The 24,402-nt window shown below is 63.1% G+C and carries 25 protein-coding genes; 22 read left to right on the top strand and 3 right to left on the bottom strand.

The window, feature by feature from the left end:
* The first annotated feature begins 5 nt into the window (after positions 1–5).
* The 19 genes from rpsH (at position 6) to P9228_RS17425 (ending at position 16,857) form a co-directional block, all read left to right on the top strand.
* Positions 6–404, top strand: coding sequence for a 30S ribosomal protein S8 (gene rpsH / locus P9228_RS17515; protein WP_278054553.1), 399 nt, complete (start codon positions 6–8; stop codon positions 402–404).
* A 113-nt stretch (positions 405–517) separates the two neighbouring features.
* On the top strand, positions 518–1,051 hold the full coding sequence (gene rplF / locus P9228_RS17510; protein WP_067321468.1) for a 50S ribosomal protein L6: 534 nt from the start codon (positions 518–520) through the stop codon (positions 1,049–1,051).
* 88 nt (positions 1,052–1,139) lie between these two features.
* Positions 1,140–1,502 (top strand): 50S ribosomal protein L18, encoded by a 363-nt coding sequence (gene rplR, locus P9228_RS17505; RefSeq protein ID WP_066989604.1) that lies wholly within the window; start codon positions 1,140–1,142, stop codon positions 1,500–1,502.
* Between the two features lie 128 nt (positions 1,503–1,630).
* Entirely contained in the window at positions 1,631–2,200 is a 570-nt protein-coding gene (gene rpsE, locus P9228_RS17500) for a 30S ribosomal protein S5 (protein ID WP_027046810.1), read from the top strand.
* A 25-nt stretch (positions 2,201–2,225) separates the two neighbouring features.
* A complete protein-coding gene (gene rpmD, locus P9228_RS17495) occupies positions 2,226–2,423 on the top strand; it encodes a 50S ribosomal protein L30 (RefSeq protein WP_278054552.1) in 198 nt (65 codons plus the stop codon).
* Positions 2,424–2,446: 23 nt separating this feature from the next.
* Positions 2,447–2,920 (top strand): 50S ribosomal protein L15, encoded by a 474-nt coding sequence (gene rplO, locus P9228_RS17490; RefSeq protein ID WP_067321465.1) that lies wholly within the window; start codon positions 2,447–2,449, stop codon positions 2,918–2,920.
* Between the two features lie 283 nt (positions 2,921–3,203).
* Positions 3,204–4,544: a preprotein translocase subunit SecY gene (secY, locus tag P9228_RS17485; RefSeq protein WP_066989608.1), complete on the top strand. Its 1,341-nt coding sequence runs from the start codon at positions 3,204–3,206 to the stop codon at positions 4,542–4,544.
* Positions 4,541–5,131, top strand: a complete 591-nt coding sequence (locus tag P9228_RS17480; RefSeq protein ID WP_278054551.1) for an adenylate kinase — start codon at positions 4,541–4,543, stop codon at positions 5,129–5,131. Before secY ends, P9228_RS17480 begins: the two co-directional genes overlap by 4 nt.
* Positions 5,132–5,355: 224 nt before the next feature.
* Positions 5,356–5,724 (top strand): 30S ribosomal protein S13, encoded by a 369-nt coding sequence (gene rpsM / locus P9228_RS17475; RefSeq protein WP_278054550.1) that lies wholly within the window; start codon positions 5,356–5,358, stop codon positions 5,722–5,724.
* Between the two features lie 127 nt (positions 5,725–5,851).
* Positions 5,852–6,241: a 30S ribosomal protein S11 gene (gene rpsK / locus P9228_RS17470; RefSeq protein WP_006205444.1), complete on the top strand. Its 390-nt coding sequence runs from the start codon at positions 5,852–5,854 to the stop codon at positions 6,239–6,241.
* Positions 6,242–6,340: 99 nt separating this feature from the next.
* A complete protein-coding gene (locus P9228_RS17465) occupies positions 6,341–7,351 on the top strand; it encodes a DNA-directed RNA polymerase subunit alpha (protein ID WP_059188661.1) in 1,011 nt (336 codons plus the stop codon).
* 104 nt (positions 7,352–7,455) lie between these two features.
* Positions 7,456–7,887 (top strand): 50S ribosomal protein L17, encoded by a 432-nt coding sequence (rplQ, locus tag P9228_RS17460; RefSeq protein WP_066989613.1) that lies wholly within the window; start codon positions 7,456–7,458, stop codon positions 7,885–7,887.
* A gap of 190 nt (positions 7,888–8,077) precedes the next feature.
* On the top strand, positions 8,078–9,571 hold the full coding sequence (locus P9228_RS17455; RefSeq protein WP_095825450.1) for a DegQ family serine endoprotease: 1,494 nt from the start codon (positions 8,078–8,080) through the stop codon (positions 9,569–9,571).
* Positions 9,572–9,615: 44 nt separating this feature from the next.
* A complete protein-coding gene (locus tag P9228_RS17450; protein ID WP_278054549.1) occupies positions 9,616–10,923 on the top strand; it encodes a replication-associated recombination protein A in 1,308 nt (435 codons plus the stop codon).
* A gap of 206 nt (positions 10,924–11,129) precedes the next feature.
* The gene (locus tag P9228_RS17445) at positions 11,130–11,960 is read left to right on the top strand and encodes an aspartyl/asparaginyl beta-hydroxylase domain-containing protein (RefSeq protein ID WP_067321452.1); all 831 of its coding nucleotides are present in this window, start codon (positions 11,130–11,132) and stop codon (positions 11,958–11,960) included.
* Positions 11,961–12,082: 122 nt separating this feature from the next.
* Positions 12,083–13,069: an RluA family pseudouridine synthase gene (locus P9228_RS17440; RefSeq protein WP_278054548.1), complete on the top strand. Its 987-nt coding sequence runs from the start codon at positions 12,083–12,085 to the stop codon at positions 13,067–13,069.
* A 41-nt stretch (positions 13,070–13,110) separates the two neighbouring features.
* The gene (locus P9228_RS17435) at positions 13,111–13,986 is read left to right on the top strand and encodes a DMT family transporter (protein ID WP_067321630.1); all 876 of its coding nucleotides are present in this window, start codon (positions 13,111–13,113) and stop codon (positions 13,984–13,986) included.
* A 10-nt stretch (positions 13,987–13,996) separates the two neighbouring features.
* Positions 13,997–14,788 carry an ATP12 family chaperone protein gene (locus P9228_RS17430; RefSeq protein ID WP_278054547.1) on the top strand — a complete coding sequence of 264 codons (792 nt, stop codon included), beginning with the start codon at positions 13,997–13,999 and terminating at the stop codon, positions 14,786–14,788.
* A 179-nt stretch (positions 14,789–14,967) separates the two neighbouring features.
* The gene (locus tag P9228_RS17425; RefSeq protein WP_067321442.1) at positions 14,968–16,857 is read left to right on the top strand and encodes an MFS transporter; all 1,890 of its coding nucleotides are present in this window, start codon (positions 14,968–14,970) and stop codon (positions 16,855–16,857) included.
* Between the two features lie 77 nt (positions 16,858–16,934).
* Here P9228_RS17425 and P9228_RS17420 read toward each other — a convergent pair whose 3' ends face one another.
* Positions 16,935–17,129 (bottom strand): DUF2735 domain-containing protein, encoded by a 195-nt coding sequence (locus P9228_RS17420; protein WP_067321438.1) that lies wholly within the window; start codon positions 17,127–17,129, stop codon positions 16,935–16,937.
* Positions 17,130–17,437: 308 nt separating this feature from the next.
* Here P9228_RS17420 and P9228_RS17415 point away from each other — a divergent pair, with 308 nt between their 5' ends.
* Positions 17,438–18,478 carry a glutamine synthetase beta-grasp domain-containing protein gene (locus P9228_RS17415; RefSeq protein WP_066989630.1) on the top strand — a complete coding sequence of 347 codons (1,041 nt, stop codon included), beginning with the start codon at positions 17,438–17,440 and terminating at the stop codon, positions 18,476–18,478.
* 240 nt (positions 18,479–18,718) lie between these two features.
* On the opposite strand, the gene glnA is transcribed toward P9228_RS17415, so the two are convergent.
* Entirely contained in the window at positions 18,719–20,128 is a 1,410-nt protein-coding gene (glnA, locus tag P9228_RS17410) for a type I glutamate--ammonia ligase (protein ID WP_278054546.1), read from the bottom strand.
* Positions 20,129–20,188: 60 nt separating this feature from the next.
* Complete coding sequence (locus P9228_RS17405) at positions 20,189–20,527, bottom strand: P-II family nitrogen regulator (RefSeq protein WP_006205430.1); 339 nt, start codon at positions 20,525–20,527, stop codon at positions 20,189–20,191.
* Positions 20,528–20,873: 346 nt separating this feature from the next.
* On the opposite strand from P9228_RS17405, the gene P9228_RS17400 reads away from it, so the two are divergent.
* Both P9228_RS17400 and P9228_RS17395 read left to right on the top strand, forming a co-directional pair.
* A complete protein-coding gene (locus tag P9228_RS17400; RefSeq protein WP_278054532.1) occupies positions 20,874–22,400 on the top strand; it encodes an NAD(P)H-hydrate dehydratase in 1,527 nt (508 codons plus the stop codon).
* On the top strand, positions 22,397–24,400 hold the full coding sequence (locus P9228_RS17395; protein WP_278054531.1) for a hypothetical protein: 2,004 nt from the start codon (positions 22,397–22,399) through the stop codon (positions 24,398–24,400). The genes P9228_RS17400 and P9228_RS17395 overlap by 4 nt, the downstream gene beginning before the upstream one ends.
* Positions 24,401–24,402 lie beyond the last annotated feature (2 nt).

Here is a 24,402-nt window from a genome sequence, read left to right as displayed (position 1 = left end):
CTGAGATGTCATTGAGCGATCCTCTCGGCGATATGCTGACCCGCATCCGCAACGCCTATGGCCGCAAGAAGTCGAGCGTCTCGACCCCGGCCTCGCGTCTGCGCGCCCGCGTCCTCGAAGTGCTGAAGTCGGAAGGCTATATCCGCGACTACAGCCAGACTGACTTCGAGAACGGCAAGTCGGAAATCGAGATCGAGCTGAAGTATTTCAACGGCGCTCCGGTCGTGCGCGAAATCGAGCGCGTCTCGAAGCCCGGCCGCCGCGTCTATGTCTCGGCCAAGTCGATCCCGCATGTCGCCAACGGCCTCGGCATCGCCATCCTTTCGACGCCGAAGGGCGTCATGGCCGATCACGAAGCGCGCGAGCAGAATGTCGGCGGCGAGATCCTCTGCCAGATTTTCTAAGGGTGAATGGTCAATGGTGAATAGTGAATGGTGAGACTGCACGGGACTTTTGACCGCGCCGTTCGCCATTTCACCATTCACCATTCACAGCAGTAAAGGAAGAGGAGACAACAATGTCTCGTATCGGAAAGAAACCCGTTTCGCTGCCGCAGGGCGTCTCCGCGACCGTCAACGGCCAGACCGTGACGGCCAAGGGCCCCAAGGGCGAGCTGAAGTTCGTGGTCAACGACGAAGTGCTGGTCAAGATGGAAGGCGCCGAGATTTCGGTCGAGCCGCGCGACCAGACCAAGACCGCCCGCGCCAAGTGGGGCATGTCGCGCACGCAGATCGTCAACATCCTGCAGGGCGTCAAGGACGGCTTCGAGAAGAAGCTCGAGATCACCGGCGTCGGCTATCGCGCCGCCATGCAGGGCAAGAACCTGCAGCTGGCGCTCGGCTTCAGCCACGACGTGGTCTATGAGACGCCGCAGGGCATCACGATCTCCGTGCCGAAGCCGACCGAAATCACGGTCTCCGGCATCGACAAGCAGCAGGTCGGCCAGGTCGCGGCCGAGATCCGCGAGTATCGCGGTCCCGAACCCTACAAGGGCAAGGGCGTGCGCTATGCCGACGAGCGGATTGTCCGCAAGGAAGGCAAGAAGAAGTAAGACTTTTGATCGCCGCGGGGCGCGACCGCGGGAGGCTTGGCCTACCGCACACGGTTGCCCCCGTTTTCTGAAGGCAAGGAACAGAATCATGGCTAGCCCTAAAGAAACCACCCAGCGCCGCGCGCAGCGCGTGCGCCGCCAGCTCAAGAAGGTCGCCGGCGAGCGGCCGCGGCTTTCGGTGCATCGCACCTCGAAGCACATCTACGTCCAGGTCATCGACGACGCCAAGGGCCACACGCTGGCCGCCGCCTCGACCCTGGAGAAGGAGCTGAAGGGCTCGCTCAAGACCGGCGCCGACAGCGCCGCTGCTGCCGCGGTCGGCAAGCTGATCGCCGAGCGCGCGTCGAAGGCCGGCGTCAAGGAAGTCGTCTTCGATCGTGGCCCGTACATCTATCACGGCCGCGTCAAGGCGCTGGCCGAGGCTGCCCGCGAAGGCGGTCTGAGCTTCTAATGCATGATCCCGAAAAGTTGCAGACTTTTCGGACAGGATCATGCAAAGGAGAAATTCACCGCCGGTGGGCCGCTAGAGGCGCCGGCAAACAGCAACCCGTGCTTCCGGAAAAGAACAAGGACTAGGATATGGCACAGGAACGTAGGGAAGGCGGCCGCGGCCGCGAGCGTGAACGCGAAGAGCGGGACGACGGCATGGTGGACAAGCTTGTCCACATCAACCGCGTCGCCAAGGTGGTGAAGGGCGGCCGTCGCTTCGGCTTTGCCGCACTTGTCGTCGTCGGCGACCAGAAGGGCCGCGTCGGCTTCGGCCACGGCAAGGCGCGCGAAGTGCCGGAGGCGATCCGCAAGGCGACCGAATCGGCCAAGCGCGACATGATCTTCGTGCCGCTGCGTTCGGGCCGCACGCTGCATCACGACGTCGAGGGCCGCTGGGGCGCCGGACGCGTTCTGCTGCGCGCCGCCAAGCAGGGTACCGGCATCATCGCTGGCGGCCCGATGCGCGCCGTCTTCGAGACACTCGGCATGCACGACGTGGTCGCCAAGTCGATGGGTTCGTCGAACCCATACAACATGGTTCGCGCCACCTTCGACGCGCTGAAGAGCCAGATGCATCCGAAGGATGTGGCCGCTGCGCGCGGCATCAAGTACTCGACCCTTCAGGCCCGCCGCGGCACCGCCGTCGCGGCCGAAGAATAGTCGACGCTGACCAGGGATTTCGACCATGGCCAAGAAAGCTACCAAGACCATCACCGTCGAGCAGATCGGTTCGCCGATCCGCCGGCCGAAGGAGCAGCGCGCGACGCTGGTCGGCCTCGGCCTCAACAAGATGCACAAGCGGCGTACGCTGGAAGACACCCCTTCGGTGCGCGGCATGATCGCCGCCATCCAGCACCTCGTCCGCGTTGTGGACGAGGCCTGAACGGAAGCGCAGGAGACAGAAACATGAAACTCAACGATCTGCGTGACAAGGACGGCGCCACGCACTCCAGGAAGCGCCTCGGTCGCGGCATCGGCTCCGGCTCTGGCAAGACCGCCGGTCGCGGCGTTAAGGGCCAGAAGGCACGCTCGGGCGTTGCCATCAACGGCTTCGAGGGCGGCCAGATGCCGCTTTACCGGCGCCTGCCGAAGCGCGGCTTCAACAACCTGTTCGCCAAGAGCTTCACCGTCGTGTCGCTTGCTCGCATCCAGGCTGCCGTCGATGCCAAGAAGCTCGACGCGAAGGAGACCGTGACGGCTGAGACCCTGATCACTGCCGGCGTCATCCGCCGCGCCAAGGACGGCGTGCGCGTGCTCTCCGACGGCGAGCTCAAGGCCAAGCTCAGCTTCGACGTCGCCGGCGCCTCCAAAGCTGCGATCGAGAAGATCGAGAAGGCCGGCGGTTCGGTGAAGCTGCCGGAAGCGGCCGCCGCCGAGTAACGGCGATTTGAAGCGCGGCCGGCGGGTATGATTTCATTTTTGCCGCCCGTCCGCGCTTTGACCTGATCAATTAGGCGGCCGCGTCAACGCGGCCGCTTGCATGTTGACGGTCCGGAGCTTATCTCGTGAGCTTCGGTGACACGCGCCGCCTGAGCTGCGGGCATCGAGCGCGACATAGAAATCAATGAAGTAGAGCATAATCAATGAAGTAGAGGATGATGTCTTCCGTTCCGAAAACCGCTTCACACTTTTCGGCATCATGCTCTAGCGGAGAAAATCAGGCATGGCTTCGGCTGCTGAACAACTAGCCTCCAATCTGAATTTTGCGGCCTTCGCCAAGGCCGAGGATCTGAAGAAGCGCATCTGGTTCACCGTCGGCGCGCTGCTCGTCTACCGCCTCGGCACCTACATCCCGCTTCCCGGGATCAATCCCGACGCTTTCGCGCAGGCCTTCTCCTCGCAGAGCAAGGGCGTGCTCGGCATGTTCAACATGTTTGCCGGCGGCGCCGTGCAGCGCATGGCGATCTTCGCGCTCGGCATCATGCCCTACATCTCCGCTTCCATCATCATGCAGCTGATGACCTCGGTCATCCCGTCGCTGGAAGCGCTGAAGAAGGAAGGCGAGCAGGGCCGCAAGATCATCAACCAGTACACGCGCTACGGCACCGTGCTGCTGGCCTTGGTGCAGGCCTACGGCATTTCGGTCGGGCTGGAGGGCGGCAACGGTATCGTCACCGATCCCGGCATGTTCTTCCGCATCTCGACCGTCGTCACGCTTGTCGGCGGGACCATGTTCCTGATGTGGCTCGGCGAGCAGATCACCGCGCGCGGCATCGGCAACGGCATTTCGCTGATCATCTTCTCGGGCATCGTCGCCGGTCTGCCGCACGCCATTTCAGGCACGCTGGAACTCGGCCGCACCGGTGCGCTGTCCACTAGCCTGATTCTCGCGATCATCGTGCTCGCCGTCGTCGTCATCGGCGTCATCGTCTTCTTCGAGCGCGCCCAGCGCCGCCTGCTCATCCAGTATCCGAAGCGGCAGGTCGGCAACCGCATGTTCCAAGGCGACACCTCGCATCTGCCGCTGAAGCTCAACACCTCGGGCGTCATCCCGCCGATCTTCGCCTCCTCGCTGCTGCTTCTCCCGGCAACGGTTGCCGGCTTCTCGCAGACCACCAACCTGCCTGCCTGGGCGAGCACGGTTCTTGCGGCGCTGGGCCACGGCCAGCCGCTCTATATGGCGTTCTATGCGGCGATGATCATTTTCTTCGCCTTCTTCTACACGGCGATCGTCTTCAACCCGAAGGACACGGCCGACCAGCTCAAGAAGCATTCCGGCTTCATCCCGGGCTATCGTCCGGGCGAGCGCACCGCCGAATATATCGACTATGTTCTGACGCGTATCACCGTCATCGGCGCCATCTACCTGGTGCTGGTGTGTCTGCTGCCTGAGTTCCTGATTTCAGCGACTGGCGTACCTTTCTATCTCGGTGGCACATCGCTTCTGATCGTGGTCAGTGTCACGCTCGACACGGTGGCGCAGATTCAGGGTCACCTGATCGCGCACCAGTATGAGGGCCTGATCAAGAAGTCGAAGTTGCGCGGGGGTAAGAGGAGCAGATGAGGCTGATATTGCTTGGGCCGCCAGGAGCGGGCAAGGGGACGCAAGCACAGAGACTGGTAGAAAAACACGGCATACCCCAGCTTTCGACGGGAGACATGCTGCGTGCCGCCGTCCAGGCCGGAACCGAAGTCGGCAGGCGGGCCAAGGCGGTGATGGATGCCGGCGAGCTGGTGTCGGACGCGATCGTCAATGCGATCGTCGCCGAGCGGATCGACCAGCCCGACTGCGCCAGGGGCTTCATCCTCGACGGTTATCCGCGCACGCTGGTGCAGGCCGATGCCGTCGAAGCCATGCTCGCCGAGCGCAACATCGCGCTCAACAGCGTCATCGAGCTCGTCGTCGACGACAAGGCGCTGGTCGGGCGCATCGTCAAGCGGGCCGAGGATGCCAAGGCGGCCGGCCAGCCGGTGCGCAAGGACGACAATCCGGCGGTGTTCGAGGAGCGCCTGCGCGAATATTACAAGAAGACGGCGCCGCTGACCGGCTACTACTATGCCAAAGGCAGGCTGAAGAGCGTTGACGGCATGGCCGGCATCGACGCGGTGACCGCGGAGATCGAGCGGGTGCTCACGGCGGCGGTGAGCTAGGCCGCTCCGGCAAGCAAAGATTGCGCTTGACTGGAAGAAGCCATTGGGGTATGGCGGCCCGTCTTCCTATCAGGCATGGACTTTGCTTGCCCGCAAAGGGCAGGGCATCCGTTTTGAACCAGGAAACTCCCGCAAGGGCCGGCCTCCACCGGACGCGGGGCAACTTAGATAGCGCCGGGCCTGCCTTTTTGAAGGATGGCCGGCCCAAATGGAGATGAAAGAACATGGCTCGTATAGCCGGCGTCAACATTCCGACCAACAAGCGCGTCGTCATTGCGCTTCAGTACATTCACGGCATCGGCAAGAGGTTTGCCCAGGAGATCGTCGACAAGGTCGGCATCCCGGCGGACCGCCGCGTCAACCAGCTGACCGACGCGGAAGTGCTGCAGATCCGCGAGACGATCGACCGCGACTACCAGGTCGAAGGCGACCTGCGCCGCGAGGTTTCGATGAACATCAAGCGGCTGATGGACCTCGGCTGCTACCGCGGCCTGCGTCACCGCCGCTCGCTGCCGGTCCGCGGCCAGCGCACGCATACCAATGCGCGCACCCGCAAGGGCCCGGCCAAGGCGATCGCCGGCAAGAAGAAGTAATTGGTGAATGGTTGGTGGTGAATGGTGAATGGCGCTTTGACCATTCACCATTTCACTATTCACCATTCACTGCAAAGGTGGAGCCGCTGGCGTTACGGCGGTGTAGAGATCAACTGAAAGGACTACCATGGCCAAGGAAGCCGCTCGTGTTCGCCGTCGCGAACGCAAGAACATCTCGTCGGGCGTTGCCCACGTCAATTCGACCTTCAACAACACGATGATCACCATCACCGACGCGCAGGGCAATTCGATCGCCTGGTCGTCCGCCGGCGCCCAGGGCTTCAAGGGTTCGCGCAAGTCGACCCCGTTCGCCGCCCAGATGGCCGCCGAGGACGTCGCCAAGAAGGCCCAGGAACACGGCATGCGCATGCTCGAGGTCGAGGTCTGCGGACCCGGCTCCGGCCGTGAATCGGCGCTGCGCGCCCTGCAGGCGGCCGGCTTCACCATCACCTCGATTCGCGATGTGACGCCGATCCCGCACAATGGCTGCCGTCCGCGCAAGAAGCGCCGCGTCTAATATTTTTGAACGCCGCGTGAGCGCCAAGGCGCTCCTCCGCGGCAATTCCAGGCTGCCCGCCACGATTGGATGGTGGCGGGTCAAAGGAAGGAAGACACCATGATCCAGAAAAACTGGCAGGAACTGATCAAGCCGAACAAGATCGAGTTCTCGTCGAAGAAGAAGACGCTGACCACGCTCGTGGCCGAGCCGCTCGAGCGCGGCTTCGGCCTCACGCTCGGCAACGCGCTGCGGCGCGTGCTTCTGTCTTCGCTGCGCGGCGCGGCCGTCACCGCCGTGCAGATCGACGGCGTGCTGCATGAGTTCTCGTCCATCGCCGGCGTGCGCGAGGACGTGACCGACATCGTGCTCAACATCAAGGAAATCGCCATCCGCATGGAAGGCGATGGTCCCAAGCGCATGGTCGTGCGCAAGCAGGGCCCGGGCGCCGTGCTTGCCGGTGACATCCAGACCGTCGGCGACGTCGAGATCCTCAACCCCGACCACGTGATCTGCACGCTGGACGAGGGCGCGGAGATCCGCATGGAATTCACCGTCGACACCGGCAAGGGTTATGTGCCGGCTGAGCGCAACCGCGCCGAGGACGCGCCGATCGGCTTGATCCCGGTCGACAGCCTCTACTCGCCGGTCAAGAAGGTCTCCTACAAGGTCGAGAACACCCGCGAAGGCCAGGTTCTCGACTATGACAAGCTGACCATGACCATCGAGACCGACGGTTCGATCTCGGGCGAGGACGCCGTGGCTTTCGCGGCCCGCATCCTGCAGGACCAGCTCAGCCTGTTCGTCAACTTCGACGAGCCGCAGAAGGAAGTCGCCACCGAGGCCGTCACCGAGCTGGCCTTCAACCCGGCGCTGCTCAAGAAGGTCGACGAGCTCGAGCTTTCGGTGCGTTCGGCCAACTGCCTGAAGAACGACAACATCGTCTATATCGGCGACCTGATCCAGAAGACCGAAGCCGAGATGCTGCGCACTCCGAATTTCGGCCGGAAGTCGCTGAACGAGATCAAGGAAGTGCTGGCGGCGATGGGTCTGCACCTCGGCATGGAAGTGCCGGACTGGCCGCCGGAAAACATCGAAGACCTCGCCAAGCGTTACGAGGATCAGTATTGAGCATGAATTCCAAGGATCGGCGGCGCGAGCCGCTCGATCCGACGGTCATGCGGAAAACCATCAGAGGCCGTGGCCTCTTGAACAACTAAAGAAGGAAAAGAGCTATGCGCCACGGTTTCAAAGGCCGTCGCTTCGCCCGCAGCGTAAGCCACCGCAAGTCGATGTTCGCCAACCTCGCCGTGTCGCTGATCGAGCACGAGCAGATCGTCACCACCCTGCCGAAGGCGAAGGACCTGCGTCCGATCGTCGAGAAGCTGGTGACGCTCGGCAAACGCGGCGACCTGCACGCCCGCCGCCAGGTGATCGCGCAGATCGGCAATGAAGGCGTCGTCAAGCGCCTGTTCGAAACCATCGCACCGCGCTACGCCAGCCGCAACGGCGGCTACCTGCGCATCATGAAGGCGGGCTTCCGCCACGGCGACAATGCCGCCATGGCGGTCATCGAGTTCGTCGACCGCGACACCTCGGCCAAGGGCGCCGCCGACCGCGCGCGTCTCGAGGCCGAAGGCGGCGAAGAGGAAGCCGCGGCCGCATAAGGCCAGGTTTTCAGCGAATGAATTCAAGGGGCCTTCGGGGCCCCTTTTTCGTTCTGAAACCAGCGAGCAGGGCGAGCGGATTTTCGTTCTCGTTCTCACTCTTTTGCGCGACAAGCATCGTATTTCCGTGCATTAGCCTTTCATTCTGCACAATCGTCGGGACAATGGCGCCTGATCTGGAGGATTCGGAATGCACCTCAAACGGCTGTTTCTTATTGCGGTTTGCACGCTTGCCGCTTTCGCCGCGGCTCCTAGCGTCAGACAGGCATTCGCAGAAGATGCCGCCAAGCCGGCCGACCCTGGCCTTTCCGACGTGCTGACCGATCTCTTGCATGGCGTCGAGGGCGAGAACTCCACTTCCGGGCCCGACAAGCGCGTGCCGTTCGGCCGCGAGGAGGTGCAGCTTTCGTTTGCGCCGCTAGTCAAGCAGACGGCGCCGGCCGTGGTCAACGTCTATGCCTCGCAGACCGCAAAGGTGACCTCGCCGTTCGAGGGCGATCCCTTCTTCGAGGAGTTCTTCGGCCGCGCGCAGCCGCGCGCGCAGTCTTCGCTCGGTTCCGGCGTGCTGGTCGATCCGAGCGGCGTGATCGTCACCAACTACCATGTCATCAAGGATGCCGACGAGGTGAAGGTCGCGACGGCCGACGGGCGCGAGTTCACATCCAAGGTGATGCTGAAGGACGAGACACTGGATCTTGCCGTGCTCAAAATCTCCGCCGACAAGCCGTTCCCGGTGATCGCCATCGGCGATTCCGACGCGCTCGAGGTCGGCGACCTGGTGCTCGCCATCGGCAATCCCTTCGGCGTCGGCCAGACGACCACCAGCGGCATCGTTTCGGCGCTTGCCCGCAGCCATATCGGCGTTTCCGACTCCGGCTATTTCATCCAGACCGATGCCGCCATCAATCCCGGCAATTCCGGCGGCGCGCTGATCAACATGGGCGGCCAGCTGGTCGGCATCAACACGGCTATCTATAGCCGCAGCGGCGGCTCGATCGGTATCGGTTTCGCCATTCCGTCGAACATGGTCAGGGCTTTCGCCGACGCCGCCAAGGCCGGCCTGGATTTCTTCGAGCGGCCCTATATCGGCGCCGAGTTTGAAGCCGTGACACCCCAGATCGCGGAATCGCTTGGCATGGAAAAGCCGACCGGCGCGCTGGTCTCGTCGGTCGATGGGGCCGGACCGGCCGGCAAGGCGGGGCTCAAGCCCGGCGACGTCGTGCTGTCGCTCAACAACACCCCGGTCGAAAGCATCGAGGCGCTGGATTACCGCATGGCGACGCTGTCGATCGGCACCAAGGCGACCTTCGCCGTGCTGAGCAAGGGCCAGCAGGCAACGCTTGAGATTGCGCTGGAGCGCGCGCCCGAAGGCGCGAAGCCGAGCGAGGTCACGCTGCATGGCCGCAGCCCCTTCGCCGGGGCCAAGGTGGCAGAGCTTTCGCCGCGCCTTGCCCAGCGTCTCGGGCTGCGCACCGACATGAAGGGGGTCACCGTGGTCGACATCAACCGCGATTCACCGGCCGCCGATTTCGGCTTCCAACCGGGCGACATCGTGCGCGAAGTGAACGGCACGAGCATCGATAAGGCGGCGACGCTGGCACAGATTGCGCAGCAGGACACGCGGTGGTGGCGGTTTACCGTCGAGCGCGGTGGGCAGATACTGCGCCAAGTGTTGCGTTACTGAGCAGGCTCTGGAAAAGGGGCCGCGTTCCAACCAAATAAAAGCGCATGGCCGATCTGTTCAGCGTCGATGAACCGGAGAAGGCGCCGCCCGGCCGGCCGCTGGCTGACCGGTTGCGCCCGAAGACCCTTGGCGAGGTTGTCGGCCAGGAGCACTTGACCGGCCCGGATGGCGCGCTGACGCGGCTGATCAAGTGCGGCACGCTCGGCTCGATGATTTTCTGGGGCCCGCCCGGCACCGGCAAGACGACGGTGGCGCGGTTGCTCGCCGGCGAAACCCACCTTGCCTTCGAGCAGATATCGGCGGTGTTTTCCGGCGTCGCCGACCTGAAGAAAGTATTCGAGGCAGCAAAACTGCGCCGGACCAATGGCCGCCAGACGCTGCTCTTCGTCGACGAGATCCATCGCTTTAATCGTGCCCAGCAGGACGGTTTCTTGCCGGTCATGGAAGACGGCACGGTGGTGCTGGTCGGCGCCACGACGGAGAACCCGTCCTTCGAGCTGAACGCGGCGCTTCTGTCCCGCGCGCGGGTGCTCGTCTTCCGCTCGCTGGACGAGGAGAGCATCGCCAAGCTGCTGGAGCGGGCCGAGGCGACCGAGGGCAGGGCGCTGCCGCTCGACGACGAGGCGCGGGCCATGCTCATCCGCATGAGCGATGGCGACGGTCGTGCCTCGCTGACGCTCGCCGAGGAAGTCTGGCGCGCCGCCAGGCCGGGCGAGGTGTTTGGGCCCGAAGGCCTGCAGCGCGTCATCCAGCGTCGCGCGCCGATCTACGACAAGGGCCAGGACGGCCATTACAACCTGATCTCGGCGCTGCATAAATCGGTGCGCGGCTCGGATCCGGACGCTGCGCTGTATTACCTCGCCCGCATGTTCGATGCCGGTGAGGATCCGCTCTATCTCGGCCGCCGGCTGGTGCGCATGGCGGTGGAAGATATCGGGCTTGCCGATCCGCAGGCCCTGGTCGTCGCCAATGCCGCAAAGGACGCCTACGATTATCTCGGCTCGCCCGAGGGCGAACTCGCCTTCGCCGAGGCCACCGTCTATCTCGCCACCGCGCCCAAGTCGAATGCCGTCTACACCGCCTTCAAGGCGGCGACACAAGCGGCCAAGGAATTCGGCTCGCTGCTGCCGCCCAAGCACATCCTCAACGCGCCGACCAAGCTGATGAAGGAAGAGGATTACGGCGCCGGCTACCGCTACGACCACGACGAGCCGGATGCCTTTTCCGGCCAGGACTATTTCCCGGAAAAGATGGGCCGCCGCACTTTCTACGATCCGCCCGAGCGCGGCTTCGAGCGCGAGGTCAAGAAGCGGTTGGAATACTGGGCAAAGCTGCGCAAAGAGCGGGAATAGCCGCTTCCGCGACTCGGCGGGCTCGGGTGCTTCGCGGCGAAGCTTCGTCGGCATGACAGCAAAGTCGAGATGCTGGCGCGATCGTGAGCGGGCAAACCTGTTCCAGATTGTGCCGCGTCATGAAAAATCCTATGAAGGCGCACGGCTGGCGGGGGTCGCCGTGATTTGGCTCATGCGAACAGGATCGCGCTCCCAAGCGAAAGACTATGACAAAGCAAACCCGTAAGACTCTTCGTCAGGCTGCTATCGCAGTCCCGCTTCTCGCGCTTGGCTTTTATTTTATCCCGATCCTGACCACGATCTGGATCGTCTGCGGTCTGATCGACGTGATGCGCAATGCAAACAAGGATCTGTCGTTGTTCCGCGGCTATTTCCTGGGCAACGGCATCTTCACCTGGCTGCTGTCGCCATTCAACCTTTTGGTCGACCTGCTTTGCTATCGGAACCCGGGCGTATGGAAGCTGGAGCAGTTCCCTGCAGACTATCAGCGCGAGGTCAACGAGGTTCTCGACGTCTTCAAGGCTCGCAAGGACGAGATCATCGCCGATATCGACGCCAATTTCGGCACCGGTCGGCGCGGCATGTATGTCTATCAGTGGTATGGCAAGCACAAGATCGACAACGTCGCGGAATTCAACAAGGACTTCAAATACATCAAGACCATCGCCGTCTCAGTCTTCAGAGGCAAGGAATCGACTTCCTGGCATTTCGGGCCGCTGCGGCTCAGCCTGCGCATCCTCTACAACCTGTTGCCGGTCAAGGCTGAGATTTTCGTCGAGTGCAACGGCGCCAGGAACTACTGGCACGACAACCCGCTTTACATTTTCGACGACACGCTGCTGCACCGTTCAGTGAACGAATATGACGGACGCCGCTACTGCGTGTTCATGGATATCATCCGTCCATCGCCATTCCCCGGCCTGATCGCCAACCTTCTCGCCATCGTCTCGGTCAGCGTCGAGCGCGTCAATTCCATGTTCTACAAGAACTGGAAGATGATCGGCTCGTCCAAGGCCAAGAAGGCGGCCGCAAACTGAGGCGTCCGCGCCCGCGGCTGCGCAACACTCTTTGGCGCGATCTTTGTCCGTTGTTGGGTCTTTGGCTCGCAACCTCTCTGCCTTAGTGCTATGGCGCCGCTTTCAACCGGAAAAGCGTAACCATGGCAGGTGTCGAACAAATCACGGTGGAGGCCGGCGAAGCGGGCATGCGGCTCGACCGCTGGTTCAAGGTCCATTATCCGGGCCTTGGCTTCGGTCACCTGCAAAAGCTCTTGCGCTCGGGCCAGGTCCGCGTTGATGGCGGCCGCGTCAAGGCCGACACGCGCGTCGAGCCCGGGCAGACCGTGCGCATTCCGCCGCTCGAAGTCGACAAGAAGGGCGACGCCGCGCTCACCGGCCATTCGATCCGCAACCAGGGCGATGCCGATGTGCTGGCCAAGATGCTGCTGCACGAGGGCCCGAAAGTCTTCGTCTTCAACAAGCCGGCCGGGCTTGCCGTGCAGGGCGGCTCCGGCGTCACGCGCAATGTCGACGACATGCTCGAGGCCTGGCGCAACCAGAAGGGCGAGAAGCCGCGCCTCGTCCATCGCCTCGACCGCGACACTTCCGGCGTGCTGGTCGTTGCCCGCACCCGCCTTGCCGCGATGAAGCTGTCGGAAGCGTTCCGGGCGCGCGAGACGAAGAAAACCTATTGGGCCTTGGTCAAGGGCGTGCCGCCGAAGCGCGAGGACAAGATCTCGACCTGGCTTGTCAAGGAGGCGACGCCGGACGGCGACCGCGTGCGCATCGCCAAGCATGGCGAGAAGGGCGCCGACCATGCCGTTTCCTATTACCGCGTCGTCGAGCAGGCGGCGCAGTCGCTGTCCTGGCTGGAAATGGAACCTTATACCGGCCGCACCCACCAGCTTCGCGTCCATGCCGCCCATATCGGCTGCCCGATCATCGGCGATCCCAAATATTTCGAGGCCGACACGAATTGGGAGTTTCCCGGCGGCATCCAGAACCGCCTTCATCTTCACGCGCGCCGCATCGTTATCCCGCATCCAGACCAGGGCGTCATCGATGTTACCGCGCCGATGCCGCCGCATATGCGCCAAAGCTGGAACCTGCTCGGCTTCGATGAGCAGAGCGCGGAGGACGACAATTGAGCGGTGCTGCCGATACATTCGGCCGACGCGACGCGGTCGACATGACCGCGGCCGCCATGATGGTCGGGCTGACATTGTCCTGGGGCCTGAACTACGTCGCCGCCAAGGTCTCCTATGCCGGCTACGATCCGGTCTTCGTATCGATCGCGCGCTCGATCATCGGCGGGCTGTGCGTTCTCGGCTGGTGCCGGTTGCGCGGCATCAAGCTGTTTGAAGCGGATGGGACGCTCAGCGCCGGTATTGTCGTCGGCGTGCTCTTCGGCGTCGAGTTCCTGTTTCTCTATATCGGGCTGGAATACACGACCGTCGCTCGCAACACGCTCCTGGTCAACACCATGCCGTTCTGGGTCCTGATCGGCGGCCATTTTTTACTCGGCGAGCGCATCAACGCGCGCAAGCTTGGGGGCCTCGTGCTTGCCTTCTGCGGCCTTCTGGCCGTGTTCTCAGACGGCATCTTCGCCGGCAATGACGCGACGCTGACGGGCGATCTCCTCAGTCTTGGCTCGGGCATCCTGTGGGCGTTGACCAGCATCGTCATCAAGCGATCGAAGCTGGTCGAAACCAGCGCCGAGAAGCTTCTGCTCTATCAACTCGCGGGCGCCGCCGTCGTCGGTGCCCTTGTGATGCCGTTCGCCGGCCCGCCGATCCGCGAAATCGCTGCATTGCCGACACTGGCATTGATGTTCCAGTCTTTCTATATCGTCGCTTTCACCTATGTTTTGTGGTTCTGGCTGCTCACGCGCTATCCGGCGGCAGGCCTGTCCAGCTTCGCCTTCCTGTCGCCGGTGTTCGGTGTTCTGTGCGGCGCCGTGCTTTTGGGCGAGCCGCTGACGATCAGGATCTTCCTGGCACTGGGCCTGATCGCGGCCGGGCTGATCATCGTCAATCGGCCGTCGCGCAAGCAGGTCCCAGCGTAAGGAGTTCGAGATGCGCGACATCCTCAACGACCTCGAAGCGGGAAAGCAGCTTTCAGATCCCGATCCGGTGCGCCGCGCCCAGATCCAGATGAAGACGCCGCTGCCGAAGCGCTTCTACAAGGCGGTTTCGGTAGTGCCGGTCGAAGGCGGTTTTGCCGTCCATCTGGACGGCAGGCCGGTCCGCACGCCGGGAAAGGCGCTGCTGGTGTTGCCGACTGAAGGAGCCGCGACGCTGGTTGCTGACGAATTTTCCGCCCAGCGCGAGATCATCGACCCTGTGACCATGCCGGTGATGCGCCTTGCCAACACTGCACTCGACGGTGTGGCCAGCGACCCGCAAGCGGTGCTGGAGGATGTCCTGCGCTTCGCTTCGTCGGACCTGCTTTGCTACCGAGCCGATGGCCCGCAGGGGCTGGTAGACCGTCAGAACAGGCTCTGGGATCCGGTTCTCGATTGGGCAAGAAGCAACCTCGGCGTGCGCTTCAACCTCGCCGAAGGTGTCATCCATGTCGAGCAGCCGCGCGAGACGATCGCCGTCCTTGGCGCTCATCTTGCCCAGCGCGCCGAGCCGCTGCGTCTGGCCGCGATCCACGTCATGACCTCGCTGACCGGCTCAGCGCTGCTGGCGCTTGCCGTCGACTTCGGCGAGCTCGACGGCGAGGAGGCCTGGGCCGCCGGCCATGTCGACGAAGACTGGCAGATCGAGCACTGGGGCCAGGATGCCGAAGCCGTCGCGCGCCGCTCCGCCCGCAAGCGCGACATGATGGCGGCAGTCAGCCTGCTTGAGTCGCTCAAAGCCTGAGCGCCGCTTCGCATTGCATCTAATACCAAAGTCATAATCCCATCGTCGCGGTGCCTTTCCGGGGCGCTTTCTGCCATTTTTTCCTTCGTTGGCCGCGTTTTTGAGTCCGCGTTCGGAGGAATTGCGGACGGTGGCGCGCAGCCATCGAGGACAGACGGGATCCACGGGAGGATATATCAATGGCAATGGCATCGACCGCCGGCGGAAAAAGCCGCGGCATGACGCGGGAGGAAAAGAAGGTCATCTTCGCCTCCTCGCTCGGTACCGTTTTCGAATGGTACGATTTCTATCTTTACGGTTCGCTGGCCGCCTTCATCGGCGCGACCTTCTTCAGCCCGACCATCCCCGAGGCGACGCGCAACATCTTCGCGCTGCTGGCTTTCGCCGCCGGCTTCCTCGTCCGTCCCTTCGGCGCGCTTGTGTTCGGCCGCATCGGCGACCTCGTCGGCCGCAAATACACCTTCCTCGTCACCATGACGATCATGGGCCTGTCGACCTTCCTGGTCGGCCTGCTGCCCGGCTATGCCAGCTGGGGCATCGCGGCGCCGGTGATACTGATCGGGCTGCGCATGCTGCAGGGGCTGGCGCTTGGCGGCGAATATGGCGGTGCCGCAACCTATGTCGCAGAGCACGCGCCGGACGATCGCCGCGGCTTCTACACCTCCTGGATCCAGACGACGGCAACGCTCGGCCTATTCCTGTCGCTGATCGTCATCCTCATCGTCCAGGGTTCGCTCAGCAAGGAAACCTACGCTGCCTGGGGCTGGCGCATTCCCTTCATCGTCTCCTTCCTGCTGCTTGCCATTTCGATCTGGATCCGGCTGTCGCTTTCGGAGTCGCCGACCTTCCAGCGCATGAAGGAGGAGGGCAAGGGCTCCAAGGCGCCGCTGTCAGAAGCCTTCGGCCAGTGGAAGAATGCCAAGATCGCGCTTCTGGCGCTGCTCGGCCTCACCGCAGGCCAGGCCGTGATCTGGTACAACGGCCAGTTCTACGCGCTGTTCTTCCTGCAGAACGTGCTGAAGGTCGACGCGTGGTCGGTCAACGTTATGATCGCGATCGCGCTTGCCGTCGGCTCGATCTTCTTCGTCGTGTTCGGCTGGCTGTCCGACAAGATCGGCCGCAAGCCGATCATCATGGCCGGCCTTGCTTTGGGAATCGTCTGCACCTTCCCGCTGTTCAAGGCGCTGACCTGGGCCGCCAATCCGGCGCTGGCCACCGCACAGCAGAACACGCGCGCAACGGTGACCGCGGCCCCCGGCGACTGCAGGTTCCAGTTCAATCCGGTCGGCACGGCGAAGTTCACGACATCCTGCGATATCGCGACCTCGTTCCTGACCAAGAACTCGGTGCCTTACGACGTCGTTTCGACCGCGGCACCCGGCACGGCCGCCACGGTCAAGATCGGCAACGAGACGGTGCAGTCCTATGACGCCGTCGCCGCCGGCGATCAGGCCAAGGCCAAGGAGGCCGCCTTCCAAAAGGCCGTCAACATGTCCCTGCAGGATGGCGGCTATCCGCTGAAGCGGGCCGCGGCCAAGGTGCCGGACCAGAAGCTCGACGCCTTCGTCGCAGCCAATCCGGAACTGAAGCTCGATGCCGCGGCGATCCGCGGCGGCGAGAAAACGACCGTTCCGACCGACAAGGCGGTGGCCGACAAGCTGCTGACCAAGGAGGAAGCGGCCGGCGCCCCCGAGGTCACCGTCTACAACATCCCGGGCGGTGGTGCCTTTGCCATGGTCGCCGATCCGGAGGCGGTGAATTGGCCGGTGACGATCGGCATCCTGTTCATCCTGGTCGTGTTCGTGACCATGGTCTACGGGCCGATCGCCGCAATCCTGGTCGAGATGTTCCCGACCCGCATCCGCTATACCGGCATGTCGCTGCCTTACCATATCGGCAATGGCTGGTTCGGCGGCCTGCTGCCGGCAACGGTGTTCGCACTCAGCGCCTACAAGGGCGACATCTATTACGGCCTCTGGTACCCGGTGGTGATCGCCGCGATGTCGCTTATCATCGGCATGATCTTCGTCAGGGATACGCTTGGCACCGATCTGGACGCCAAGCAGTAGCCGATCCTCGGCAAATGAAGAGCCCGGCGCGAGCGATCGCGCCGGGCTTTTTCTCGTCTCGAGCTGGAAAGAATTGGTCAGCTCTTGCGCTGCTTGTGTTCTTCCTCGATTGCCGCCTGATGGTACCAGCCGTCGAAATCTGCGTGCGTATTGCGCAACGAGGCAAGCTCTGCCGCGAATTTCGCCTTTGCGCCTAAATTTGAGGCAGACGCCCGGCCTGCAAGCGGGAACATCAGGATCTTTGCCGAAGGACGGGACGTGGTGACATCCATTGGCGGCCTCGTACCTCTTCAGGAGCAAGTCGATTCAAATCTGTTCCCAAGATAGGTTCTGCGATTCATTTAGGCAATATGCTCACAAAAAGATCAGTCGCTGCACAATATTTATGCAGAAAGCGCGCCTGAACGATCGCCGCGCATTGCTGCGCAGGCTCAGCAAAATCAACGCTTTGCGATGACCATTTTGCCGCACCCTGGACGAGGAGAGTGGCATACGAATTGCATTTTAGCGCACGGCAGGCCGGCTCGGTCCGGCCATGCGTTGATGCCGCCCCGGCGTCCAAGCAACGAGAGGCACTGGAATGACCAAATACAAACTCGAGTATATTTGGCTCGACGGCTACACCCCGACCCCCAATCTGCGCGGCAAGACCCAGATCAAGGAGTTTGCCGAGTTCCCGACGCTCGAGCAGCTGCCACTGTGGGGCTTCGACGGCTCTTCCACGAACCAGGCCGAAGGCCGCAGCTCCGACTGCGTGCTGAAGCCGGTCGCGCTCTATCCGGATCCGGCGCGCACCAACGGCGTTCTCGTCATGTGCGAAGTCATGATGCCCGATGGCGTCACCCCGCATGCTTCGAACAGCCGCGCGACCATCCTGGACGACGAGGACGCCTGGTTCGGCTTTGAGCAGGAATATTTCTTCTACAAGGATGGCCGCCCGCTCGGCTTCCCCGAGAGCGGCTATCCGGCGCCGCAGGGACCTTATTACACCGGCGTCGGCTACAAGAATGTCGGCGATGTCGCGCGCCAGATCGTCGAGGAGCATCTCGACCTCTGTCTCGCAGCCGGCATCAATCATGAAGGCATCAACGCCGAAGTGGCCAAGGGCCAGTGGGAGTTCCAGATCTTCGGCAAGGGCTCCAAGAAGGCCGCCGACCAGATCTGGATGGCGCGCTACCTGCTGCTGCGCCTTACCGAAAAGTACGGCATCGACATCGAGTTCCACTGCAAGCCGCTTGGCGATACCGACTGGAACGGCTCGGGCATGCACTGCAACTTCTCGACCAAGTACATGCGCGAAGTCGGCGGCAAGGCCTATTTCGAGGCGCTGATGGCCCAGTTCGAAAAGAACCTGATGGATCACATCGCCGTCTATGGTCCGGACAACGACAAGCGCCTGACTGGCAAGCATGAGACTGCGCCGTGGAACAAGTTCTCCTATGGCGTTGCCGACCGCGGCGCCTCGATCCGCGTGCCGCACTCCTTCATCAAGAACGACTACAAGGGCTATCTGGAAGACCGCCGCCCGAACTCCCAGGGCGACCCCTACCAGATCGCCTCGCAGGTCCTGAAGACGATCTCGGAGGTCGCGACCGACGCAAAGGTCTCGGCTGCGGCGTGATGCTTCTACGGCGTGGGCGGCAGTCCGCGCCAGGCCAGCGAACATCAAAAAAGCCCCGGCGAAATGCCGGGGCTTTTTTACGCCTGGCTTGCTTGGCGGCGATGAGATCCGCGCTCTCGCGACAGTGCTGGCCTGCTGTTCTGACGAGGCCCGTCCTGCGGCCTTTCCGCCCTCTGGCGAGCTGTTCACGAAAAAACCCCGGCTTTCGCCGGGGTTGTTTTCTGTCGGGAATGCAGTCGCTTACACCGAATAGTACATGTCGTACTCGACCGGGTGCGGGGTCATTTCGAAGCGCATCACCTCGGCCATCTTGAGCTCGATATAAGAGTCGATCTGGTCGTCGTCGAACACGCCGCCTGCCTTCAGGAAGCCGCGGTCCTTGTCGAGGTTCTGCAACGCTTCGCGCAGGGAGCCGCAGACCGTCGGGATCTTCTTCAATTCCTTCGGCGGCAGGTCGTAGAGATCCTTATCCATCGGCTGTCCGGGATGAATCTTGTTCTTGATGCCGTCGAGACCCGCCATCAGCATGGCGGCAAAGCCGAGATAGGGGTTCGCGCCCGGATCGGGGAAGCGGACCTCGACGCGCTTCGACTTCGGCGAGGAGCCGAACGGAATGCGGCAGGAGGCCGAACGGTTGCGCGCCGAATAGGCGAGCAGCACCGGCGCTTCGTAACCCGGCACCAGACGCTTATAGGAGTTGGTGAGCGGGTTGGTGAAGGCGTTGATCGCCTTGGCGTGCCTGATGATGCCGCCGATGTAGAAGAGGCAGGTTTCCGACAAGCCGGCGTATTCGTTGCCGGCGAAGGTCGGCTTGCCGCCCTTCCAGATCGACTGGTGCACGTGCATGCCCGAGCCGTTGTCGCCGAACACCGGCTTCGGCATGAAAGTGGCCGTCTTGCCATAGGCATTGGCGACCTGGTGCACGACATACTTATAGATCAGCATCTTGTCGGCGTTGCGCACCAGCGTGTCGAACTTGATGCCGAGTTCGTGCTGGGCGGCCGCGACCTCGTGGTGATGCTTTTCGACGCGCACGCCCATTTCAGCGAGCACCGTCAGCATCTCGGAACGCATGTCCTGGCAGGAGTCGATCGGCGGCACAGGGAAGTAGCCGCCCTTGATGCGCGGCCGATGGCCGAGATTGCCGGTCTCATAGTCGGTGTCGTCGTTGGACGGCAGCTCGGTCGAGTCCAGGCGGAACCCGGTGTTATAGGGATCGGCCTTGTACTTGACGTCATCGAACACGAAGAACTCGGCTTCCGGGCCGACATAGATGGTGTCGCCGATGCCTTCCGACTTCATGTAGGCTTCGGCTTTCTTGGCGGTGCCGCGCGGGTCGCGATTGTAGGCCTCGCCCGAGATCGGATCGAGGATGTCGCACAGGATCACCATGGTCGACTGGGCGAAGAACGGATCCATGTGGACCGTATCCGTGTCCGGCATCAGCACCATGTCGGACTCGTTGATCGCCTTCCAGCCCGCGATCGAGGAGCCGTCGAACATGACGCCGTCGGCGAACGTGTCCTCCTCGACCTCGACGACGTCCATCGTCACATGCTGCAGCTTGCCCCTCGGATCGGTGAAGCGCAGGTCGACGAATTTTACATCGTTGTCCTTGATCTGCTTCATGATGTCTTTGGCTGTCGTCATGTCATGTATCCCTGTGTGCTGACGTTTTTTGATGATGACGGTTCAGGAAGACGGGTGGAGTCAGACCGCGTCCATGCCGGTCTCGCCGGTGCGGATGCGGACGACTTCCTCGATGTTGGAAACGAAGATCTTGCCGTCGCCGATGCGGCCGGTCTGCGCCGCCTTGCGTATGGCTTCGATGGCGCCTTCGACGGCGTCGTCGCCGAGCACGACCTCGATCTTCACCTTGGGCAGGAAGTCGACGACATACTCGGCGCCCCGATAAAGCTCGGTATGGCCCTTCTGCCGACCGAAACCCTTGGCCTCGGTGACGGTGATGCCTTGCAGCCCGGCCTCCTGAAGCGCTTCCTTCACTTCGTCCAGCTTGAATGGCTTGATGATCGCTTCGATCTTTTTCATGTAGAAAGTGGCCTCCACTGCCAAAGAGACGGGTTGCGCGCCCCGCTTGCGCCTTCATCAAGCACGAAGCGTGCCAATTACCAGAGGTTGAGGGCGGTATCGGGCGATTTCCATGCCTTGCCGCACCCGAATGCAAATCCGCGTCATCCGCTGCATCGGATGCGTCATCGACGCCCAAAGCCTATACATCGCTCCTCCATCCGTCTGCGCAAAACTTGAGCAGATAGCGCAATTTGCAGGCAGATTCCCCTCCGGGCGCCCACCGCTCTGGGATGCATACGCCCGCCGCTGTTTGCTTCGAGCCGCAAATCGGACAATGCTTGATCGGATGGAGATCGGCAATCCCATGCGCAATGAACTTCTTTCCCCGTCCGAAATGGCCGAAGCCGACCGGCTGGCGATCGCACAAGGTCCGCTCGACGGCTACGGATTGATGCGCCGGGCCGGCGAGGCCGTGGCGGCCGTGCTCATGGCGCGCTATCCGGCGGCGGCACGGGTGCACGTGCTTTGCGGACCCGGCAACAACGGCGGCGACGGCTATGTCGTGGCGAGCCTGCTCCGGAAGAGCGGTGTCGACGTTGCGTTGTGGCAATCGGGCGAACCGCGCGCGGGCAGCGATGCCGCGCTGGCTGCAGCCGATTGCCCGTTGGAGCCACGACCGCTATCTGCCTTCGCGGCCGAACCGGGATCGCTGGTGGTCGACGCGCTGTACGGAGCGGGGCTCTCGAAAGCACTGTCGGGCGATGCCGGCCGGGCCGTCCAGGTCGTTGCGGATCTCGGCTTGCCGGTCGTCGCCGTGGACCTGCCCTCGGGCGTTTCCGGCGAAAGCGGCGCCATCCTCGGCAGCGCATTTCGGGCGGTCGTTACCGTGACGTTCGCGCGAAAGAAGCCGGGGCATCTGCTGCTGCCGGGGCGGGAAATGAGCGGCGAGATCGTGCTCGCCGATATCGGCATCGGTGACGACATCATCGCTCGAGTCGCGCCGCGCAGTTTCGAGAATGCGCCGGCGCCCTGGCTGCCTGTCTTTCCGGTTCCGGCCGTCGATGCGCACAAATACAAGCGCGGTCATGTCAGTGTCTTTTCGGGCGGTCCTGCGGCCACCGGTGCCGCGCGCCTGTCGGCGCTCGCAGCCGCAAGAAGCGGGGCAGGGGCGGTGACGGTGCTGTCGCCGGCGAATGCCATGCAGGTCAATGCCGCGCATCTGACATCGATCATGCTGCGCAAGGTCGACGCAGTTGCCGATCTCGGTGCGTTCCTTGCCGACCGCCGCCCCTCGTCCTTTGTGCTCGGCCCGGGGTTTGGCATCGGCGAAAAGGCGCGCGATTTTGTCCTGGCGCTGCTCGGCGCCGGGCACGCGCAGGAGACCTGCGTTGAAGGGCTGGTGCTCGACGCCGACGGCATCACCTCGTTTCGCGACGTGGCTGAGACGCTTTTCCAGGCTGCCCGAAAGTCCGGCGCCCCGGCGCTGGTGATGACGCCGCATGAAGGCGAGTTCGGCAGGCTGTTGCCCAAGGTCGCGGGCGACAAGGCTCTTTCCAAACTCGGCAAGGCCCGCGCGGCGGCGGCGCGAGCCAACGCCGTCATCGTCTACAAAGGCGCCGACACGGTGATCGCAGCACCAGACGGCCGCGCCGCGATCAACGGCAATGGCGCGCCGTGGCTTGCCACCGCGGGTTCGGGCGACGTGCTGGCGGGCATCATCGCCGGGCTCCTGGCACAAGGCATGCCGGCGTTCGAAGCGGCCTGCGCGGCTGTCTGGATACACGCCGAAGCCGGCAGCCGGTTCGGACCCGGCCTGATCGCCGAGGATTTGCCTTTGGCGATGGTGCCTGTGCTGCACGCGTTGGTCGAGAATGGGATGGCTGCCCGATGATGAGGCTGGCGATCCTTGTCGCGGTCGCTGCCATCGCTGTTCTTGGCGTGCGGGCGGCTGATGCTGCCGGTCGTCCGGTCACGGTCGTGGACGATCCGCAGGTGCTCGCCAAGCTCGACGCCGATGGCTTCGGATTCGCCGGTATTTTTGGCATCAGCGGCAAGGATGATCTGAAAACGCTCTATGACGCGGCGCCGGCCTACCACGCCATCGTCGACACCGTAGCGGCCGATGTCGCAGCACTGCGCGCCGACCTGAAAGCAGGCGGCCGGCCGCTCTATGAGGTGACCGACGGCAATGTCGGCCGCATCATCGACATGCGCTGGCTGAAGACCGACGCTGCGCGTTTCCGGCTGGTCGGCGTCGTCAACCGGCTCGACCGGCGTGACTTCGCAAAGCTCGGTGGGGAAGCGGGCTGCGGCGAGGTGCGCTTCATCTACCGCCTTGCCTATAGTTTCAGGAAGAACGGCAAGGTGTTGGCCTCGAGGCTGCCGTTCAATTTCAGTGCCATCTACCGCGCAGCTCCCGACGCCGACGGCGGCTGTACCGGCGTCGCCGGGCGCTGGACGCCGCAGATCGACGAAGCGGCGGATGCCGGGTGGCTGTCCGGCGGACCGCTGGATAAAGCGAGCCTCTCCTTCAAGCAGCTCGAACTCAACGCTCAGGTGGTGCGCTTTCCATCCGGCCAGGAGACCGAATTTGGCGGTCAGGCCGCCTATCTCATGCGCATCTTCGGTATCGACGGCACCACAATCAGCCAGAAACCGCTCGAAAATACGCCGGACACCATCCGCCTTGCGCAAGACGCGCGGTTGAAGGCGAGGCTTACGGACTATGTCCGCGCCAATGCCGGTGCAATCGATCTCGGCGTTTACGAAATCCCGGATGAATTCCTAGCGAAGAAGGTCATCTCCTGGTCGACCTTCGGCAGTGCCAGGCAGGCCAATCATCCATTCACGCCACTGTTCGAACCGGAGGCGCTTGCCGGGGTCGACTATTCGAAACTGACATTAGCGCGCACGGCTGAAGCCCTGATCGAGCGGCTCGACAACGGCGCCTGCCATGGCTGCCATCAGGCGGGCTCGACCGCAGGATTCCATTTCATCGGCCTCGACGATAGCACGACTTCGCCGCTCAACCGCATCGAAGTCGGCATCTCGCCGCATCTCCATGCCGAGATTCCGCGCCGCGAGGCGTGGCTGCAGGCGACTGTGGAAGGCAGAGAAGCGAACGGGTTTCGCCCGTTGTCCTTCGCACCACCCGCCGCGTGGAAAGACACCGGCGAGATCGCCTATACGCCGGCCGAGACGACCATGCCGTGCCTGGTGCCGGAAGACGCCGCCCGCTTCGGCAGCAGCTGGCAATGCGGAGCCGGCACGGTCTGCACACCGATCGCGACCGCTACAGGGGTTAGGACGAAACTGGCGCAATGCCTGCTGCCGAAGGAGAGCCGGAACATCTTTTCCGGCCATCCCTGCTTGACCGGAACGATTGCCAGCGACACCGCGCAGCCCTTCAACGACCGTTACAACGTCACCGGCCAGTTCGCGGCGTTCGCGCCCGCCATTTCACGCACCGCCTATACCTGCCGGCCGCCCAAGATCGGTGTGCCAGGCGGCTTCGCCTATCGCGGCTGCGACGCGAAGGATCTGGCCTTCTCCGCTTTCAAGGCTGGCAAGCCGATGCCGAGCGAAATCTGCGGCCTGGTCGGCGGCAAGAAGTTCGATATTTGCGTGGCGACCAACAATTTCGACCAATGCCTCGGCGGCGCAGTTAATCGCGGTAACCGTCCGGCTTGCTCGGCCGATCGTTTCTGCCGCGAGGATTATATGTGCCAGTCGCTGCCGTCCGACACGCCGGGTGCTGGCAGGGTCAAGGGCATCGGCTTCTGCTCGCCGACCTATTTCCTGTTCCAGATGCGCATCGACAATCATGCGACGCCGTGGACGAACACCGCCCGCGCGAGCATGAGCGCGGGCTTTGGCGCCACCGAGGAGTAAGC

It is taken from the genome of Mesorhizobium sp. WSM4898 (genome assembly GCF_029625845.1).
Classification (GTDB): Bacteria; Pseudomonadota; Alphaproteobacteria; order Rhizobiales; family Rhizobiaceae; genus Mesorhizobium.
Note: the sequence above shows the minus strand (reverse complement) of the source record. Positions and strands in the feature narration are given on the sequence as shown.